At 68.2% G+C, this 18216-nt stretch carries 16 protein-coding genes and 1 tRNA gene; 2 read left to right on the top strand and 15 right to left on the bottom strand.

Going from position 1 to position 18216, the window contains the following annotated elements; translation table 11 throughout:
* Position 1: 1 nt before the first annotated feature.
* From KPL78_RS19475 to KPL78_RS19530, 12 genes are all read right to left on the bottom strand, one after another.
* Positions 2–1051, bottom strand: coding sequence for an ABC transporter ATP-binding protein (locus KPL78_RS19475; RefSeq protein WP_255569231.1), 1050 nt, complete (start codon positions 1049–1051; stop codon positions 2–4).
* 563 nt (positions 1052–1614) lie between these two features.
* A tRNA-Lys gene (locus tag KPL78_RS19480) sits at positions 1615–1690 on the bottom strand.
* A 90-nt stretch (positions 1691–1780) separates the two neighbouring features.
* Positions 1781–2926, bottom strand: a complete 1146-nt coding sequence (gene rodA, locus KPL78_RS19485) for a rod shape-determining protein RodA (protein ID WP_219764674.1) — start codon at positions 2924–2926, stop codon at positions 1781–1783.
* Entirely contained in the window at positions 2923–4821 is a 1899-nt protein-coding gene (mrdA, locus tag KPL78_RS19490; protein WP_219764675.1) for a penicillin-binding protein 2, read from the bottom strand. The genes rodA and mrdA overlap by 4 nt, the downstream gene beginning before the upstream one ends.
* The gene (locus KPL78_RS19495) at positions 4818–5378 is read right to left on the bottom strand and encodes a rod shape-determining protein MreD (protein WP_219764676.1); all 561 of its coding nucleotides are present in this window, start codon (positions 5376–5378) and stop codon (positions 4818–4820) included. The genes mrdA and KPL78_RS19495 overlap by 4 nt, the downstream gene beginning before the upstream one ends.
* Positions 5379–5391: 13 nt before the next feature.
* Entirely contained in the window at positions 5392–6258 is an 867-nt protein-coding gene (gene mreC / locus KPL78_RS19500) for a rod shape-determining protein MreC (protein ID WP_219764677.1), read from the bottom strand.
* Positions 6259–6328: 70 nt separating this feature from the next.
* Positions 6329–7372, bottom strand: coding sequence for a rod shape-determining protein (locus KPL78_RS19505; RefSeq protein WP_219764678.1), 1044 nt, complete (start codon positions 7370–7372; stop codon positions 6329–6331).
* Positions 7373–7518: 146 nt separating this feature from the next.
* A complete protein-coding gene (locus tag KPL78_RS19510; protein WP_219764679.1) occupies positions 7519–7749 on the bottom strand; it encodes a hypothetical protein in 231 nt (76 codons plus the stop codon).
* Between the two features lie 32 nt (positions 7750–7781).
* The gene (locus tag KPL78_RS19515; protein WP_219764680.1) at positions 7782–9362 is read right to left on the bottom strand and encodes a 2-isopropylmalate synthase; all 1581 of its coding nucleotides are present in this window, start codon (positions 9360–9362) and stop codon (positions 7782–7784) included.
* 277 nt (positions 9363–9639) lie between these two features.
* Complete coding sequence (locus KPL78_RS19520; protein WP_219764681.1) at positions 9640–10605, bottom strand: tripartite tricarboxylate transporter substrate binding protein; 966 nt, start codon at positions 10603–10605, stop codon at positions 9640–9642.
* A gap of 92 nt (positions 10606–10697) precedes the next feature.
* Entirely contained in the window at positions 10698–11624 is a 927-nt protein-coding gene (gene puuE, locus KPL78_RS19525) for an allantoinase PuuE (RefSeq protein ID WP_219764682.1), read from the bottom strand.
* An 80-nt stretch (positions 11625–11704) separates the two neighbouring features.
* On the bottom strand, positions 11705–13039 hold the full coding sequence (locus KPL78_RS19530) for a tetratricopeptide repeat protein (protein WP_219764683.1): 1335 nt from the start codon (positions 13037–13039) through the stop codon (positions 11705–11707).
* Between the two features lie 200 nt (positions 13040–13239).
* Here KPL78_RS19530 and KPL78_RS19535 point away from each other — a divergent pair, with 200 nt between their 5' ends.
* Both KPL78_RS19535 and KPL78_RS19540 read left to right on the top strand, forming a co-directional pair.
* The gene (locus KPL78_RS19535) at positions 13240–13863 is read left to right on the top strand and encodes a TetR/AcrR family transcriptional regulator (protein WP_219764684.1); all 624 of its coding nucleotides are present in this window, start codon (positions 13240–13242) and stop codon (positions 13861–13863) included.
* A 29-nt stretch (positions 13864–13892) separates the two neighbouring features.
* Positions 13893–14699 carry a class I SAM-dependent methyltransferase gene (locus KPL78_RS19540; RefSeq protein ID WP_219764685.1) on the top strand — a complete coding sequence of 269 codons (807 nt, stop codon included), beginning with the start codon at positions 13893–13895 and terminating at the stop codon, positions 14697–14699.
* A gap of 61 nt (positions 14700–14760) precedes the next feature.
* Here KPL78_RS19540 and ilvC read toward each other — a convergent pair whose 3' ends face one another.
* The 3 genes from ilvC to KPL78_RS19555 are packed head-to-tail and all read right to left on the bottom strand — an operon-like array spanning position 14761 to position 18148.
* Positions 14761–15777, bottom strand: coding sequence for a ketol-acid reductoisomerase (gene ilvC / locus KPL78_RS19545; RefSeq protein ID WP_219764686.1), 1017 nt, complete (start codon positions 15775–15777; stop codon positions 14761–14763).
* A gap of 40 nt (positions 15778–15817) precedes the next feature.
* Positions 15818–16336 carry an acetolactate synthase small subunit gene (gene ilvN, locus KPL78_RS19550; protein WP_219764687.1) on the bottom strand — a complete coding sequence of 173 codons (519 nt, stop codon included), beginning with the start codon at positions 16334–16336 and terminating at the stop codon, positions 15818–15820.
* Between the two features lie 12 nt (positions 16337–16348).
* Positions 16349–18148 (bottom strand): acetolactate synthase 3 large subunit, encoded by a 1800-nt coding sequence (locus KPL78_RS19555; RefSeq protein ID WP_219764688.1) that lies wholly within the window; start codon positions 18146–18148, stop codon positions 16349–16351.
* Positions 18149–18216: the final 68 nt, after the last annotated feature.

An 18216-nucleotide genomic window follows, 5' to 3' on the forward strand; every position in this document is an offset into this window, starting at 1 on the left:
GTCAGGCCGCCATCACTGCTTCGACATGCCAGCAGGCGGCGCTGTGCCCGGGCGCGATCGCGTTCAGCGGCGGCACCGCGGCGCGGCAGGCATCGGACGCCAGGGCGCAGCGCGGATGGAAGGGGCAACCTTCCGGCATCGCGAAGGGGCTCGCCACCATGCCGGGAATCGCGGGCAGCAGCGGCGGGTCCTCCTCCTCCAGCGCCGGCATGCTGTGCAGCAGCCCCTGCGTGTAGGGATGCGCCGGATTGGCGAAGAGGCGTTCCACCGACGCGCGCTCGACGATGCGCCCGGCATACATGACCTGCACGGCATCGGCGAATTCGGCCACCACGCCGAGGTCGTGGGTGATCAGCATGATGGCCATGCCCATCTGCTGCTGCAGGTCGCGCAGGAGCTCCAGGATCTGGGCCTGGGTGGTTACGTCCAGCGCCGTGGTGGGCTCGTCAGCGATCAGGAGCTGAGGCTCGCAGGCCAGCGCCATGGCGATCATCACGCGCTGACGCATGCCCCCCGACAGTTCATGCGGATACTTGTCGAGCGCGGCCCGCGCGGAAGGCAGGCGGACGAGGCCCAGCAGTTCCTCCGCCCGACGGCTCGCCGCGGCGCGGCCGAGCCCAAGATGCAGCCGGAGCCCCTCGCGCAGCTGGTGACCGATGGTGAAGATCGGGTTCAGGGAGGTCGTCGGATCCTGGAAGATCATGCCGATCCGGCGGCCGCGGATGCGGCGCATCTCGGCCTCGCGCATCGGCACGATGTCGCTGCCGTCGAAGACGATGCGCCCGCCCGATATCCGAGCAGCCTGGTCAGGCAAGAGGCGCATCAATGCCAGCGCAGTCACGCTCTTGCCGCTGCCGGATTCACCGACGACGCCGAGCACCTGGCCTCGCGCAACGTCGAAACCGATGCGATGCACGGCATCGAAGCGCCCCTGTCCGGTCTGAAATTCGACCGTCAGGTCGCGCACTGACAGCAACGCGCGGACGTCTGTCGCTCCGTCGGCCAGGTGCACTTCCTGGGAGGGGTGATGCGCTACGCCATCCTCGGCCAAGCAGGCTCCTCGCCGCATTCCCGCTGCGCTGCTATCGGTGTCCACCGATTGTGACAGCAAGGATCATGCCAGGAAGCGGCGCAGCAGCCGCGCCCAGTGCTGCCGCTAGGTCATGAGCAGCAATGCCGATTGCCCTCCAGCCCAAAGGCGTCGAACCCCTCTGGGTTCAGGCGTGGTTCTGACCCACGCACCCGGCAGGCACACGCATCGCCACGGCCGAGGGGGATATCCGCTGGCCACAGGCGACAGCGGCGACGGTCATGCCTGCCTTCCGGACCGCGAGGGCGGCCGTCCAATCCGCTTCGGAGCCCAGGACGACGGGCTGCCGCGCGTGACGATCCACTGGCGCAGATGGACAGCCTCTACGCCAAGCCCGCTGGCACCAACCGCGATCCAACTCCACGCACCCCGCCACATGCGGCCTCACTCCCCAGAGACCGCAAGGATGGGAGCTGGCGCAGATCTCCGATCCGCGTGATGCCATCCTGGGACGAGATCCGGCTTGCCGGGTCCGCGCGGAGTCTGCGTCGATTTTCAGGATTGTGGATAACTCGATCAGGCGGTGGTGGGCGCACAAGGACTCGAACCTTGGACCCGCTGATTAAGAGTCAGCTGCTCTACCAACTGAGCTATGCGCCCGCCGGGCGCCGGCATGGGGTCCGGCGCCGAGGAGGCGCTTCATACCGTGCTCGGCGGCTTTGTCCAGCCCCTTTGCACGGTCATGCGATTTCATTCGCGCATGGGTCCCATCTCGGCATCGCGATGCACATAGGCCGAGAGCAGCAGCCCGAAGCCCAGCATCACCGTGATCATCGCCGATCCGCCATGGCTGATCAGCGGCAGTGGCACGCCGCCCACGGGGATCGACCCCGTCACCATGGCCACATTCACGAAGACGTAGAGGAAGTAGTTCGTCCCCAGCCCGATTGCGAGCAGCCGCCCGAACTGATGCTTGCTGCGGAAAGCGACCAGGTAGCAAAAGGCGACCACCAGCAGCAGCGCGGCGAGCGTGGTCAACGCGCCAACCAGGCCGAACTCCTCGGCGATCATGGTGAAGATGAAGTCGGTCTGCTTCTCGGGCAGGAAGTTCAGATGGCCCTGGGTGCCCTGCAGGAAGCCCTTGCCCCACAGCCCGCCCGACCCCAGCGCGATCTTCGACTGGATGATGTTGTAGCCGGCACCGAGCGGATCGCTCTCGGGATCAAGGAAGGTCGTGATGCGCGCGCGCTGGTAATCGTGCAGCCGTTCATAGGCGATGGGGGCGGCGACGCCGATGGCCGCGAAGCCGATGGCGAATTTCCACCAGCGCATGCCCGCAGCCCAGAACACCGCGGCGCCCACCATGCCGGTGATCAGCGCCGTGCCCAGATTCGGCTGCTTCAGGATCAGCCCCACCGGCACCAGCACCGCGATCGCGGGAGGGATCAGGAAGAGCGGATTGCCCACCCTCTCCCAGGACGCCCGGTGGAACCAGGATGCCAGCGCCAGCACCAGCATGATCTTCATCAGTTCGGAGGGCTGGAGCTGGATCGGCCCGATGTCGATCCAGCGTTGCGCCCCCTTGCCGATGTTCCCGTGCAGCAGCACCAACACCAGCAGCGCGATGCCGCCGAGATAGCCGAGCCAGGCGAAGCGTGCGATCACCCGGATGTCGACCATCGCGATGCCGAGCATCAGCACCAGGCCGAAGCCGAAGCGGATCGCGTGCTTCTGCGCATAGGTGTCAGGATTGCCGCCACCGGCCGACAGCAGCGCGACATAGCCGATCGCCGCAACGCCGCAGAGCAGCAGCACGAAGGACCACGGGATCTGCCAGAACTTCTCGAGGATCCCGGCCCCGCGGTCGCGGGTGAGCAGGCGACGCTCGAAGATCATCGCGTCGCCTCCGCCACGCGCTGTCCCGGCCGCTGGGGCCCGAGGCGCTGGAAGGCCTCGACCATGATGTCGCGCGCGATCGGCCCGGCGGTCGCGCCGCCGGCCATCCCGTGTTCCACCACCACCGACAGTGCAAAGAGCGGATTGTCATGCGGTGCATAGGCCACGAAGAGCGCATGCGGCCGCCATTCGCGCGGCACGGCATTGACGTTGAAGCCGCGCTCGCGCTGCTCGCGCGTCACGCGACGGACCTGGGTCGTGCCCGTCTTGCCGGCCATCTGGCCATACTGCGCCGGCAGGCGCGCAATGCCTGCCGTGCCACCGCCATTGATCACGCCCCACATCGCCTCACGGATCAGGCGCAGGTCATTGTCGGGGATGCCCAGGCTCGGCCAATCCTCCAACCGGCTGCCACGGACCGGCCGCCCGCCGATCGCGCGCGTCAGATGCGGCTGCACGGCCCGCCCGCTCGCCAGTCGCGCCGTCATCACGGCGAGCGACAGGGGCGTGAGCTGATAGAAGCCCTGCCCGATGCCATGGACGATGGTGTCGCCGATCGACCAGGGCTTGCCCTGCGCCTGCCGCCAGGCGCGCGTCGGCACCAGGCCCCGGCGCGTACCTGGCAATTCGACGTCGAGATCGACGCCGAGGCCGAACTTGTTCGCCATCGCCGCGATGCGGTCGATGCCGACGCGGCGCGCCATTTCGTAGAAATACACGTCGCAGGACGCCATGATCGCGCTGCGCATGTTCATCCCGCCATGGCCATTGCGATTATGGCAGTGGAAGCGATTGTTGCCGAAATCGAGATGCCCGGGGCAGTTCACGATGTCGCCCGGTCGGCAGACCTTCGCATCCAGCGCGGCCAGCGCGACGACCATCTTGAACGTCGATCCCGGCGCGTACAGGCCGTTCGTCGCCTTGTTGATCAGCGGCGTGGTGCGCGCCGCGGTCCATTGCCGCCACTGCGCGGCGCTGACCCCGGAATTGAAGATGTTCGGGTCGAAGGACGGCTTGGTCGCCATCGCCAGGACCTCGCCGTTGCGGGCGTCGAGCAGCACGGCCGTCGTGCCTTCCTCGATCTTGCCGCGAACCGCCTTCTGCAGTTCGGCATCGACGCTGATCTGCACGTCTTGGCCGGGAATCCCCTCGCGCCGGTCGAGTTCGCGGATCACGCGACCGACGGCATTCACCTCGACCTGCACGGCACCGGCGCGGCCACGCAGGACACGGTCGTGGAAACGCTCGATGCCCGCACGGCCGACCCGGATGCCCGGGAGTTGCAGCAGCGGATCATCCCCGACATCGTTCTCCGCCGCCGCGGCGACATAGCCGACGACATGCGCAAGATGCTCGGTTTCCGGGTAGATGCGGGTGGTGCCCATATCGACCGCGATGCCGGGCAGGTCGGGCGCGTTGACCTCGATCCGCGCCATTTCCTCCCAGCTCAGGAATTCGCGCAGGATGACCGGGACGAAGCGGCGGTTGCGGCGCACCTCGCGCTCGATGCGCGCCTTCTCATGATCGCCGAGCGGCACGATCTTCGAGAAGGTCTCGAGCGTCGCGGCGACGTCGGCGGTCTGCTCGGCGACCAGCAGCGCCCGCCAGTTCAGCCGGTTGCCGGCCACCACCTTGCCGTTGCGGTCGAGCACGCGGCCGCGCGGCGGGGCGAAGAGCCGGGCGCTGACCCGGTTCTCCTCGGCCAGGGTGGCGTAGCGGGCGCCTTCCTCGACCTGCAGCCTGTAGAGCCGCGATCCGAGGAAGCCGAAGGCCCCGAGCTGGATGACGCCGAGCACCGCGGCGCGCCGGGTGAAGATGCCGCGGCGGCGCTCTTCCTCCTTGCGGACCGTGCGCTCACGGCCAAGGCCGGACTTGCCCCAGGGACGCCAGTTCATGGCGCATTCTCCGCGTGACGCATCGCCTCATGGACCCGCGTGAGCACCAGGGCAATGGCGGGATAGAGACCGCAGGACAGCAGCGCGGCGTGCAGCGCCGGCGCGATGGGGGACAGGCGCAGCGCCAGCAGCGACTGCAACGCCCAATAGAAACATGCCGCACCCAGGGCCGCCGCGCAGAAGGCCAGCCAGACCGCCAGGAAGGATTGCCGCGCGAAGAAGCGCCGGAACCGCACCGCGGCCGCATGCAGGGCCAGCAGCACCAGAACCCCCGATCCCAGCGGCGCGAGCGTCAGCAGATCCATCAGCAGCCCCAGCAGGAACACGACCGGCGGCATCATCGCCCCGGGCCGGAAGAGGGACCAGAAGGCGACACAGGGCAGGGTCACGGCGAAGACCGGGGATGGCAGGCTGACCGGCGCCGCGGCCAGCACCATCAGGAACGCCGTCGAGAATCCCGGGAAGGCGAGCCGCGCGAAGGCGTCGATCCGGCGCACCAGGCCCGGCGCCGGTGCCGGGCGGCCATGATCGGGGCGGCGAAAGGGGGATAATGCCATGCCATCCTCCCCCTCAGCGGCGCCCGGACCGAGGCTCCGGACGCGCCACCGCCTCGGGCGGAATGATGCCGCGCAGGCCGTAGTCGAACAGCCGCACCACATCCAGCCGGTCGAGCCGGGCAAACAGCTCCACCTCCGGCACACCCTGCGAGGACAGGCGCACGATGCCAACCGGCAGACCGGCCGGGAAGGCACCGGCCTCCGCGCTCGTCACGATACGCTCGCCATCGACCGGGATCACGCCTTCCGGCCAATGCGCGAGGCGCGGCCGCGCGCCGTTCGTGCCGCTCATGATGGCGCGGGCGCGGCTCGATTCCAGCGTGACGGGAATGCGGCTGTTCATGTCGGTGGCGAGCAGCACGCGCGCGGAACGGTTGCCCACCTCCGTCACGCGGCCGACGAAGCCGCGCTCATCCAGCGCCACCTGGCCCTTGCGGATGGAGTGCTGCGGCCCGGTCGCGAGCAACACGGCGCGGGCATAGGTCCCGCCCCCATCGGCCACGACCTGTGCCGTCACGAAGGCCGGCGCGGCCTCGGGCAGGAAGTTGAGCTGCCGGCGCAGCATGTCGTTCTCGGTCTCGAGCGCGAGCGCCGTCGCATGCCAGCGCCGCAGCCGTTCATTCTCCTCACGCAATTGCGCGTTCTCTTCACGCAACGTGGCGAGCGAGCGGATTTCCTCGATGGCGGATCGGACGGCGCCCATCGGTTCGGCAAGCGCCGCATAGATCGGCGAGAGCGCATCGGAAAGATGCGTGCGCAGCCGCTCCGCCAGCAGCGTGTCCGCCTTGCCCAGCAGCATGATGCCGAAGGCGGCCGCGATCATCAGCGGCAGCGATAGCCGCGCCAAAGCCTGCCGGAGCGGAATGCTCAGCCGGATCACGCGCCCCTCATCCCCCTGCCAGGATCACGAAGCCCCGGCCCCGACCGGATGACCGGGGCCAGGGTCGGTATCAATACATCGAACTCAGGACGTGGCGAAGCCGCTTCATGTCTTCCAATGCGCGCCCGGTGCCGAGAGCGACGCAGGACAAGGCATCCTCTGCCACCACGACGGGCAGGCCCGTGGCATCGCGCAACACCTGATCGAGCCGGTTCAGCAAAGCCCCACCGCCGGTCAGCACGATGCCCTTGTCCACGATGTCGGCGGCGAGTTCCGGCGGCGTGTTCTCGAGCGCGACCTTCACCGCCTCGACGATCTGGGCAACCGGTTCATAGAGAGACTCGGCGACCTGGCGCTGGCCGACCACGACCTCACGCGGCACGCCGTTCATCAGGTCGCGACCCTTGACCTCGGCTAGCGGGCCGTCATCGCCATCCTCGGGCGGGGCCGCGGCGCCGATCTCGAGCTTGATGCGCTCGGCGGTCGATTCACCGATCAGAAGGTTAAACTGGCGCCGGATGTAGGAGATGATCGCCTCGTCCAGCTTGTCGCCGCCGACGCGCACCGACCGCGCATAGACGATGCCGCCGAGCGAGATCACCGCGACCTCGGTAGTGCCGCCGCCGATGTCGACGATCATGGAACCGGACGGTTCGGTCACCGGCAGGCCGGCGCCGATCGCCGCGGCCATCGGTTCCTCGATCAGCAGCACCTTGCGCGCTCCGGCCGATTCCGCGCTCTCCTGGATCGCGCGCCGTTCGACAGCCGTGGACCCTGAGGGCACGCAGACGATGATCATCGGCGAGGCGAAGGACCGCCGGTTGTGCACCTTGCGGATGAAGTGCTTGATCATCTCCTCCGCCACCTCGAAATCGGCGATGACGCCGTCGCGCAGCGGACGGATGGCGGCGATGTTGCCCGGCGTGCGGCCGAGCATCAGCTTGGCCTCCTCGCCGACGGCAAGCACCTGCTTGCGGCCACGCTGATCGGAGATGGCGACCACACTCGGCTCGTTCAGCACGATCCCCCGCCCCTTCACGTAGACGAGCGTGTTGGCGGTGCCGAGATCGATGGCCATGTCGGCGGACAGGAAGCCGAACAGGCGAGAGAACATGCTTACCGGACCTTCCGAGGGGGCCGCACAGCCCGCGCTGCGGATGGACCGCCGCCGCGACCGTTGGGGCTTGAGAGAGGACGGGGGCGTTTACCCCCCCCTGGCGGGACTCTCAAGCCGGATTCCCGTGACGGGTCGGACAGGGGTCAGGGGAAGGGCGGCACGGGCTTCGTTTCCCCGGGTCGGATTTCGCCGAGGTGACGCCGGATCATATCGTAGTCGGGATGGTTTGGCGAATAGGTCAGGCGGCCACGCCCCACGGTGCCGCCCTGCCGGGCGACCAGGTCAAGGATGATCGTCCCGTCCGCCTCCATCCGCGCCGTGCCGATCGGCTCCGGCGCAGATTGGGCGTGCACGGCGCCGGGCAGGGCCAGCATGACAGCCAACATTGCCCGGCGCGCGCGGCGCATCAGGCGCGGAGCACCACGGGCGGTTCGGTCCGCTCACGCTTCACCAGCAGCTTGTTGAGCGCATGCACATAGGCACGGGCCGAGGCGACGATGGTGTCGGTATCCGATCCCTGCCCGTCCACGAGCTTGCCATTCTCCTCCATGCGCACGGTCACGCGCGCCTGGGCGTCCGTGCCGCCGGTGATGGACTGCACGGCATAGAGCTTGAGGTTCACCTCATGCGGGAAAGCGTTGCGCAGCGCGTTGAAGGTCGCGTCCACCGCACCGTCGCCGGTCGCCATGCCATCGACCCGGTCGCCATCCACCTCAAGCGCGATGGTGGCCATCGGCTTGGTGCCCATGCCGGTCGAGACATTGAGGCCGGTCAGGCGGATGCGGTCGTTGCCGCGGACGACCTCGTCGTCGACCAGCGCCGCGATGTCCTCGTCATAGACGACCTTCTTGCGGTCGGCGAGTTCCTTGAAGCGCTTGAAGGCATCGTTGAGCTGGTTGTCACCCACCTCGTAGCCCAGCGTCTTCAGCCGGTCACGAAAGGCCGCGCGGCCGGAGTGCTTGCCCAAGATGATCGAGTTCGTGGACCAGCCGACGCTCTCGGGCGTCATGATCTCGTAGGTCGAGGCGTCCTTCAGCACGCCATCCTGGTGGATGCCCGATTCATGGGCGAAGGCGTTGCGCCCGACGATCGCCTTGTTGGGCTGCACGTCGAAGCCGGTGATGGTGGCCAGCAGCCTGGAGGTCTTGAGGATGCGCGGCGTGGTGATACCGGTCTTGGCGTGCAGCGCGTCGTGGCGCGTGCGCACGGCCATCGCGACTTCTTCGAGGCTCGCATTCCCCGCGCGTTCGCCGATGCCGTTGATGGTGCATTCCACCTGGCGCGCGCCGGCCTGGATCGCGGCCAGCGTATTCGCCACCGCAAGACCCAGGTCGTTGTGGTTGTGCGTGGAGAAGATCGCCTTCTCCGCGCCCGGCACCTTGTTGATCAGCGTCGAGAAGATCTCATGCATGTCCGCCGGCAGCGAATAGCCGACCGTGTCGGGGATGTTGATCGTCGTCGCACCGGCCTTGATCGCGGCCTCGACGCAGCGGCAGAGGAATTCCAGGTCCGAGCGCGACCCGTCCTCGGCCGACCATTCGACATCGGCCGCGTGATTGCGCGCGAGCGTCACGGATTGCGTGATGCGCTCCAGCACTTCCTCGCGCGTCATGCGCAGCTTCACGCGCATATGCAGGTCGGAGGTTGCGAGCACGATGTGGATGCGCGGCCGCGCGGCGGGCTTGGTCGCCTCGGCCGAGGCCATGATGTCGGCGGTGTTGGCGCGGGACAGGCTCGCGATGACCGGCCCGTCCTTGCTGAAGCGCTTCGCGATGGACTGCACGCTTTCGAAATCGCCGGGGCTCGCGATGGCAAAGCCGGCTTCCAGCACGTCGGCGCCGAGTTCGTGCAGGGCTTCGGCCATGCGCAGCTTCTCCTCGAGATTCATCGAGAAGCCCGGCGACTGCTCGCCGTCGCGCAGCGTGGTGTCGAAGATGATGATGCGGTCGTCGGCCAGGGTGCCGAAGGACGGATGGGTGATGGCCATGGCAGGCGTTTCCTGTTTGGCGATGATGAAAGGACGCGCGTTCGGGCTCGGCTTCCCCTGAGCGATGTCCGGCCGGGATCAGCCGGGCGTTACGCCCAGGGGCCAGTAAGTCGAAGGAGAAGGAGCCCGAGGGGCGCACGCGCGGCGGCCAGGGCAGGAAGCCCCAGGGTCAGGTCGGCCGGGATGGCGCGCAGGTTCATCGCAGGTGCAGGATACGGGGGGCGCGCCGGCGCGGCAAGCACCGAAGTCGCGCCTGCATGGCGCCGCCCCGGTCCCGCTATGGTGTCCGTCCCTCCCGTGCGAGTTCCTCGATCAGCGGACGCAGCGTGCGCTCCTCCTCCTCCCAATAGGCGGCGAAGCCATTCGGCCCCTGGAAGGTGATGGGAATGTTGAGCTGGCGCATCTTCTCCGCGTGTTCGGGCGACAGGATGGCCCGTTCGAGCGCGGTCGCAAGGCGATCCTTCACCTCGGGCGGGAGGCCGGCCGGGGCGACGAAGGCGCGCGTCGAACCCGCCACGATGTCATAGCCCTGCGCACGAGCCGTCGGGACACCGGGCAGGAAGGGGCTTTCCTGCGGCGCCAGGACGGCCAGCGCCCGCGTCGCCCCCTGCCGCATCTGGGCGGAGGCCGTGCCGACGGCAAAGATCGCCGCCTCGGTCTGCCCTCCGAGCAGCGCCGTCAGCGCCGGTCCGGCGCCGTTGAAATGCACCTGGTTGAAGGTAACGCCCGCCAGGCGCTGGAGCCGGACCGAGGCGAGGTGCTCGTGCCCCAGCAGCCCATTGTCGGACATGCGGAAATCGTCCGGGCGCGCCTTCGCCGCCGCGACCAGGTCCGCGAGGCTGCGCAGCGGGCTGTCGACGCGCACCACGATCGCGCCCGGGTCGGTCACGTGCAGGGCAAGCGGCGTGAAGCTGCCCCGCGTAAAGCCCGGCTGGCGAGCGGGATCGAGATAAAGCGTCGTCGCCTGCGGCCAGAGGCCATAGGCGATGGTCAGCCCATCTGGCCGGGCACGCGCGACCTGCGCCATGCCGATCTGGCTGCCCGCGCCGGGACGGTTCTGGACCACCACCGGCATGCCGAGTTCCCGTTCCAGCAGCGGGGCCAGGGCGCGGGCGCCGATGTCGTTGCCGCCGCCCGGCGGGTAGGGGACGATCAGTTCCACCGTGCGGCCTTGCGCCAGCACCGGCCGCGCCATGACGAGCCCCACCAGGCCTATCAGGGTCTGCCGCCGTCGGGCAGCCATGTTCAAGACCATCATTCCTGAGCCTTTCGCTGTCAGGGCGATTGGCCGTGGCCGGCGCGGCCGCCCGCCTTCTGCCGGGCAGCGCGACAGCATCATGCTACCGGCGGATGCGTCGTCCACCAATGGCGGGCGATGTCGGCGCGGCGGCAGACCCAGATGTCCGGCTCCCGCGCCACGCGGGCCAGCACCCGCTGCAGCGCAGCAGTTCGCCCCGGCCGGCCGATGATCCGGCAATGCAGGCCGACCGACATCATCTTTGGTGCGCCGGCCCGTCCCTCGGCCAGCAGCACCTCGATGGCATCGGTGACATAGCGTTCCCAGCCATCCGGGCTGCTGAAGCCTGGCGGCACGGCGTACTTCATGTCGTTAGCGTCGAGGGTGTACGGGATGACCAGATGCGGCCCCTTCGGACCCTGCACGTAATGCGGCAGGTCGTCGTCATAGGCGTCGCTGTCATAGAGGAAGCCGCCATGCTCCATCACCAGGCGGCGGGTGTTGGGGCTGATGCGGCCGGTGTACCAGCCGACGGGCTTCGTGCCGGTCAAGCGCTCGATGGTCTCGACGCATTTCGCGATCTCGGCGCGCTCCGTCGCCTCGTCCATGCCGTGATAGTCGATCCAGCGCCAGGCATGGGAGGCGATCTCGTGCCCCGCCTCCGCGAAGGCGCGTGCGACATCGGGGTTCAACTCCAGCGCCCGCCCGACGCCATAGACGGTGAGCGGGAAGCCCCGTGCGGCGAAGGCCCGCAGCACGCGCCAGACGCCCGCGCGGGCGCCGAACTCGAACTGGGATTCGACGGTGCGGTTGCGGTCGCCGAGGATGGGCGTGCCACCGGGGACCTCATGCAGATACAGCTCGCTGCCGGCATCGCCGTTCAGCACCGTGTTCTCGCCGCCTTCCTCGTAGTTCAGCACGAAGGACAGGGCGAGCTTCGCGCCGCCCGGCCATCGCGGATCCGGCGGGTCGGCGCCGTAGCCCTGGAAATCGCGGGGATAGAAGGTCTTCGGGTCGGGAATCATGGCGCGAAGATTGGCCAGTCCGGCCCCGGCGGGTCAACGCATCCCGAAGGGGCGGCCCGGTCGAACCGCCCCCCCCGCCGTCACGCGGCAATCGGCCGCGCCAGTGCCTTCGCACGCAGCGCCCAGCCCTGTGCGACCGGCGAACCCTCCTTCATCGCCAGGCGTTCGGCGACCATCGCCTCGGCCATCGCGGCATCGCCCGCCCGGACCGCCGCCTCGCAAAGCGTCCAGGAGAGGATATCCCGCTGCGCGTGGCTGCCGCCGAAACGGCTGGCGATGCCCCGCACCGGCAGGATGCAGGCGACCGCCCCGCGATAGTCGCCCTGGCCGAAGGCCGCGAAGCCGCGGGCCAGCGGCAGGCCGACATCACGCGACATCATCGCGTTGGTCCCCTGCCCTGTCGCCGCGCGCTCCAGCGTGGCGATGACCGCCTGCTGCGCCTCACGATCGCCCGTGGCTGCGAAGGCCATCATCGCGTGCACATCATTGAAGGCGTAGACGCCATGATCGATGCGCGCCGTGCAGCCGGGCAGGAGCCGCGACCAGCGATCCCCGACATCATGCCCCAGCACCCAGAGCCGCCACAGCAGCGCCGCACCGTCGATCGCCTCCAGCGCCTGGCCGAAGCCACCGGCGGAGATACGCTCATCGAACAGCGCCAGCGCGCCGGCGATGTCGCCCCGCTCGATGCAGAACAGGGCCAGGTGCCACCAGTTGTGGTAGGCGAAGAGGCTGTCCGGCGCCCAGCCCGGAGCCGTCGCGTGAAGGAAGGTGGCACCTTCCTCGGCCCGGCCCTGCATCTCCATCACATGGGCCACCGCATGGGCCGCCCAACCGTCGCGCGGATCGATCGCGATGGCCTCGCGGCCCGCGGCCTCGGCGCGGGCATAGTCGCCGGATTCCTCGAGGCCGAAGGCATGCATGCCGAGAAGATATCCATATCCCGGCATGCCCCGCCGCCAGGCCGGCAGCACCCGTGCCACGCGGTCACGCAGCATGTGGCTCTGCCCGAGGAAGAAATCGCCGAGCTGCCCGAACTGCACGGCCAGCAGGTCATGCGGATGATCGATGGCGATACCGCCCCAGCTTTCGGTCGCGCGGCTCAGATCTCCGTCGACCCAGTGCCGCACCGCGGCGATATGGGCCTGTTCGCGTGCATTGGCACGCGGGGCGAGCGCCTCCGCCGCGGCGAGGCTGGTCGCGGCTTCCGCCGCGAAGGTCCTGTCGGTCGTCGTCGCCAGGATCGCCGCGCGCATCGCATGCGCCATCACGCAATCCGGATGCTCGACAAGCAGCGCATCGAGATCGGCGACGGGATCGGCCAGATAGGCATGAAACCTGGCGATCGCGCCATCGAGGCGCCGCGCGGCATCGGCGGTGCAGGTCAGGGCGTTGCCCCGGATATCGGTGCTCATGGTGTTCGCTCCTCTGCGCGGTTCGTGACGGCGCAGGTGTCGCGCATCGGGCCATGCTGCTACCAGCCATCCCATGGTGCAGTCGGCAGCGATAGATATTTTTACGTTTTTTCCGTATGTTACGGACAGTTTGAGCAAACCCGAAACGTGCCCTCGTGATATCACGCACATCCCGGCTGCACCTACGGTACAGTTCCGCCATGAACGAGATCGCGTCACGCCGGGAAAGCACGCGCGAGAGACTTCTCGACCTCGCCGAGACCGCCGTCCTGCAGAAGGGCTTCGGCGCGACCTCGATCGAAGAACTCATCGTCGGCGTCGGCATCTCCAAGAGCGGCTTCTTCTACCACTTCCCCGACAAGGGCGAACTCGCGAAGGCGCTGCTGCTGCGCTACATCGAACGCGACAACGTCATCCTCGACGACCTCTTCGCGCAGGCCGACGCGCTGAACGAGGACCCGCTGCACGGCTTCCTCGTCGCGCTCAAGCTCTTTGCCGACATGATGGGTGCGATGACCGAGGTGCATCCCGGCTGCATGGTCGCCTCGGTCTGCTACCAGGAACACCTGTTCGACCGCGAGATCCACGCCCTGGCCTGCGATGCGGTCATCGGCTGGCGAGCGCGCTTCCGCGCGCGGCTGGATGCCATCGTCGCGCGGTATCCGCCGAGAGTGCCGGTGGATCTGGACGATCTCGCGGACATGATCTCGGTGATGGTGGATGGCGGGATCACCATATCCCGCGTGACGCGCGACCCGGCGCTGATGGCACGGCAGATCATGCTCTACCGCGCCTTCGTGAAGGCCGTGTTCCTCGGCGCCTGACGGTCGCGCGCGGTTCGGGGAGCAGGACCATGAGCACGACCACGCGCCACGACGCCTGGCAGGAAGGCGACAGCTACGACGCCTATATGGGGCGATGGAGCCGCGCCATCGCGCCGCTCTTCCTCGACTGGCTCGATGTGGAGGAAGGTGGCGATTGGCTCGAGGTCGGCTGCGGGACCGGCGCGCTGTCGGCGGCCATCCTCGACCGCTGCGCGCCGGGCAGCCTCATCGGCATCGACGCCTCGGCCGGCTTCGTCGCCACGGCGCGGCGCGCCGTGGCGGATGCGCGCGCCACCTTCGAGGCCGGCGACGCGCAGGCCCTGGCGCTGCCCACGGCGAGCCGCGACGTGGTGGTCTCCGGGCTCGTTCTGAACTTCCTGCCCGAACGGGCCTGGGCGCTCGCCGAGATGCGACGCGTTCTGCGGCCGCACGGCACGCTCGGCTTCTATGTCTGGGATTATCCCGGCGGCGGCCTCGGCTTCCTGCACGCCTTCTGGACGGCGGCCGTGGCACTGGACCCCGCGGCGGCGGATCTCACGGAGGAGCGCCGCTTTCCCTTCTGCACGCGGGATGCGCTCGTCGCGCTCGTGCAATCGGCCGGGCTGACGAACGTCACGACACAGGCGATCGAGGTGCCGACGCTGTTCCGCGACTTCGACGACTATTGGCACCCCTTCACGCTCGGTGCCGGCCCCGCACCCGGATATTGCGCGAGCCTCGCCCCGCCGCAGCGCGAGGCCCTGCGGGCGCGCCTCGATCGCGACCTGCCGCGCGCCGCGGACGGGTCGATCGCGTTCACCGCGCGCGCCTGGGCGGTGAAGGCGCGCGCGCCCTGAAACGCGAAGGCGCCGGAAGGTCTCCCCTCCGGCGCCCCGCGATGCTGTCTGCGCGGCAGGATCAGTTCTTCGCCTTGTCCACCAGCGCGTTCTTGCTGATCCAGGGCATCATGGCGCGCAGCTTCGCGCCGATCTCCTCGATCGGATGCGCGGCGTTGCGCCGGCGGATGGCCTTGAAGGAAGCCTGGTTCACCTTGTTCTCCAGCATCCAGTCGCGGGCGAAGCGGCCGGTCTGGATGTCCTCGAGAACCTTCTTCATCTCCGCCTTGGTCTCGGCAGTGATGATGCGCGGGCCGGTGACGTATTCGCCATACTCGGCGGTGTTGGACACCGAGTAGTTCATATTGGCGATGCCGCCCTCATAGATGAGGTCGACGATCAGCTTCACCTCGTGCAGGCACTCGAAATAGGCCATCTCGGGGGCGTAGCCGGCCTCGACCAGCGTCTCGTAGCCCGCCTTGATGAGCTCGACGAGGCCGCCGCAAAGCACCGCCTGCTCGCCGAACAGGTCGGTCTCGCACTCTTCCTTGAAGGTGGTCTCGATGACGCCAGAGCGGCCGCCGCCGATGGCGGAGGCGTAGGACAGCGCGATTTCCAGCGCATTGCCCGACGGGTTCTGGTGCACGGCCACGAGGCACGGCACGCCGCCGCCCTTCTGATACTCACCGCGCACCGTGTGGCCGGGGCCCTTCGGCGCGATCATGAACACGTCGATGTCCGGGCGCGGGTCGAGCAGGTTGAAGTGCACGTTGAGGCCATGGGCGAAGGCGATGGCCGCACCCGGCTTCATGTTGGCGTGCAGGTGGTCGCGATAGAGGTCACCCTGCAGCTCGTCAGGCGTCAGCACCATGACGACATCGGCCCACTTCGCGGCATCGGCGGGCGTCATGACCTTGAAGCCGGCGGCCTCGGCCTTCTGCCAGGACCCGCCCGGACGCAGGCCGATCACGACGTCCTTCACGCCGGAATCGCGCATGTTCATCGCATGGGCGTGGCCTTGCGAGCCAAAGCCGATGACCGCGACCTTGCGGGCCTTGATCAGGTTCACGTCCGCGTCGCGGTCGTAGTAAACGCGCATGGCTGCGCTCTCCCCTCTTCCTACGGGTCTGTCGATAAAATCAGGTCAGGCCGCGCGGGCCCCGGGCGATCGCCACGGCACCGGTGCGGGATACTTCAGCAAGGCCGATCGGCCGCATCAGCGCGCAGAAGGCGTCGATCTTCTCCGCCGCGCCGGTCATCTCGAAGACGAAGCTCTCCGTGGTCGCATCGACCACGCGGGCGCGGAAGGCGTCCGCCAGGCGCAGCGCCTCGACGCGCTCCTCACCGCGGCCAACCACCTTGATCAGCGCCAGCTCGCGGACCAGATGCGGGCCTTCCAGCGTCAGGTCCGACACCTTGTGCACCGGCACCAGCCGGTCGAGCTGCGCCTTGATCTGCTCGATCACCATCTCCGTACCCGAGGTGACGACGGTGATGCGGCTGATCCGCCCCGTCTCGTCCACCGGCGCGACGGTCAGGCTGTCGATGTTGTAGCCGCGGCCCGAAAAGAGGCCGATGACGCGGGCCAGCACGCCCGCCTCGTTTTCCACCAGCACGGCGATCGTCGCCGCGCGCTGCGCGTTCCCTGCTTCCGACATGATACGCGCCCCTCAGACCAGGACCTTGCCTTCGTCGGTAACGCCGGCAACGCCGCCTTCCTGGTCCGGGCCCAGGATCATCTCATTATGCGCGGCGCCGGAGGGGATCATCGGGAAGCAGTTCTCGTCCTTGGCCACCGCGATATCGGCGATGACGGGTCCGGGGTGGGCCAGCATCTCGCGGATGCCGGCATCGAGGTCGGCGGCATCCGTCACGCGGATGCCCTTGGCATGGAAGGATTCCGCCAGCTTCACGAAATCCGGCAGCGCGGCGGAATAGGATTCGGAATAGCGCCCGCCATGCAGCAGTTCCTGCCACTGGCGCACCATGCCCATGTACTCATTGTTCAGGATGAAGACCTTCACCGGCAGGCGGTACTGCGCGAGCGTGCCCATCTCCTGGATGTTCATCAGGATCGACGCCTCGCCGGCGATGTCGATCACCAGCGCGTCCGGATGCGCGATCTGCACGCCCATCGCGGAAGGCAGGCCATAGCCCATGGTGCCCAGGCCACCGCTCGTCATCCAGCGGTTCGGCTTCTGGAAGCCGAAATACTGCGCGGCCCACATCTGGTGCTGGCCGACCTCGGTGGTGATGAAGGTCTCGCGGCCGAGCTCCTTGGTGATCTCATAGAGCCGCTTCACCGCATGCTGCGGCTTGATGATCTTGCCTTCCTGGCGATAGCGCAGGCAGTCCTTGGCGCGCCATTCGTCGATCTGGCGCCACCATGCGGCCAGCGCCGGCTTGTCCTGCGCCTCGCCATCCGCCTTCCACGCGGCGATCAGCGCGGCGAGCACGCGCCCCGCATCGCCGACGATCGGCACATCGACCGGCACGTTCTTGTTGATCGAGGACGGGTCGATATCCGCATGGATCTTCTTCGAGTCCGGCGAGAAGGCGTTCAGCCGCCCCGTCACGCGGTCGTCGAAGCGCGCGCCGATGTTCAGCATGACGTCGCAGCCATGCATGGCGAGATTCGCCTCGTAGGTCCCGTGCATCCCCAGCATGCCGAGGAAGAGCGGATCCTCCGCCGGGAATGCGCCGAGGCCCATCAGCGTGTTGGTGACGGGGAATCCCGTCATGTGCACGAAGTCGTTGAGCAGGCGCGACGCCTCGGGCCCGGCATTGATCACGCCGCCGCCGGAGTAGATCACCGGCTTCTTCGCCGCCTTCAGCAGCGCCACCGCCTTGTGGATCTGCTCGGCATCCGGCTCGGTCTGCGGGCGGTAGGAACGGTGCTCGGTCTTGGGCGCGTCCGTATAGGGCGCCTTGTTGATCAGGATGTCCTTGGGCAGGTCGATCACGACCGGGCCCGGACGGCCGGACTTCGCCACGTAGAAGGCCTCATGCACCACGCGGGCGAGGTCTTCCGACTTCTTGACCAGGTAGTTGTGCTTGGTCGCCGGGCGGGTGATGCCCGTGGTGTCGGCTTCCTGGAAGGCGTCGTTGCCGATCAGATGCGTCGGCACCTGCCCGGTCAGGCAGACGATCGGGATGCTGTCCAGCAATGCGTCCACAAGCCCCGTCACGGCATTCGTCGCGCCGGGGCCGGAGGTCACCAGCACGCAGCCGACCTTGCCGGTGGACCGGGCATAGCCCTCGGCCGCATGCACCGCGGCCTGCTCGTGCCGGACCAGGATGTGGCGGATGGCGTTCTGCTGGAAGATCGCGTCGTAAATGGGCAATACCGCCCCGCCCGGATAGCCGAAGATAACCTCGACGCCGTTGTCCTTGAGCGCGCGCAGGACGACCTCGGCGCCCGACATCGTCAGGGCGGCTTCGGTGCTGGCGGGCTTCATGGCGGCGGACATCGGTCTCTCTTTCATTCCTGACTGGTTCGGACCCGCCCTGATGGCGGGAGGGGGCTCTTAGACCCCAC

The organism is Roseomonas alba, assembly GCF_019430885.1.
Lineage (GTDB): Bacteria > Pseudomonadota > Alphaproteobacteria > Acetobacterales > Acetobacteraceae > Neoroseomonas > Neoroseomonas alba.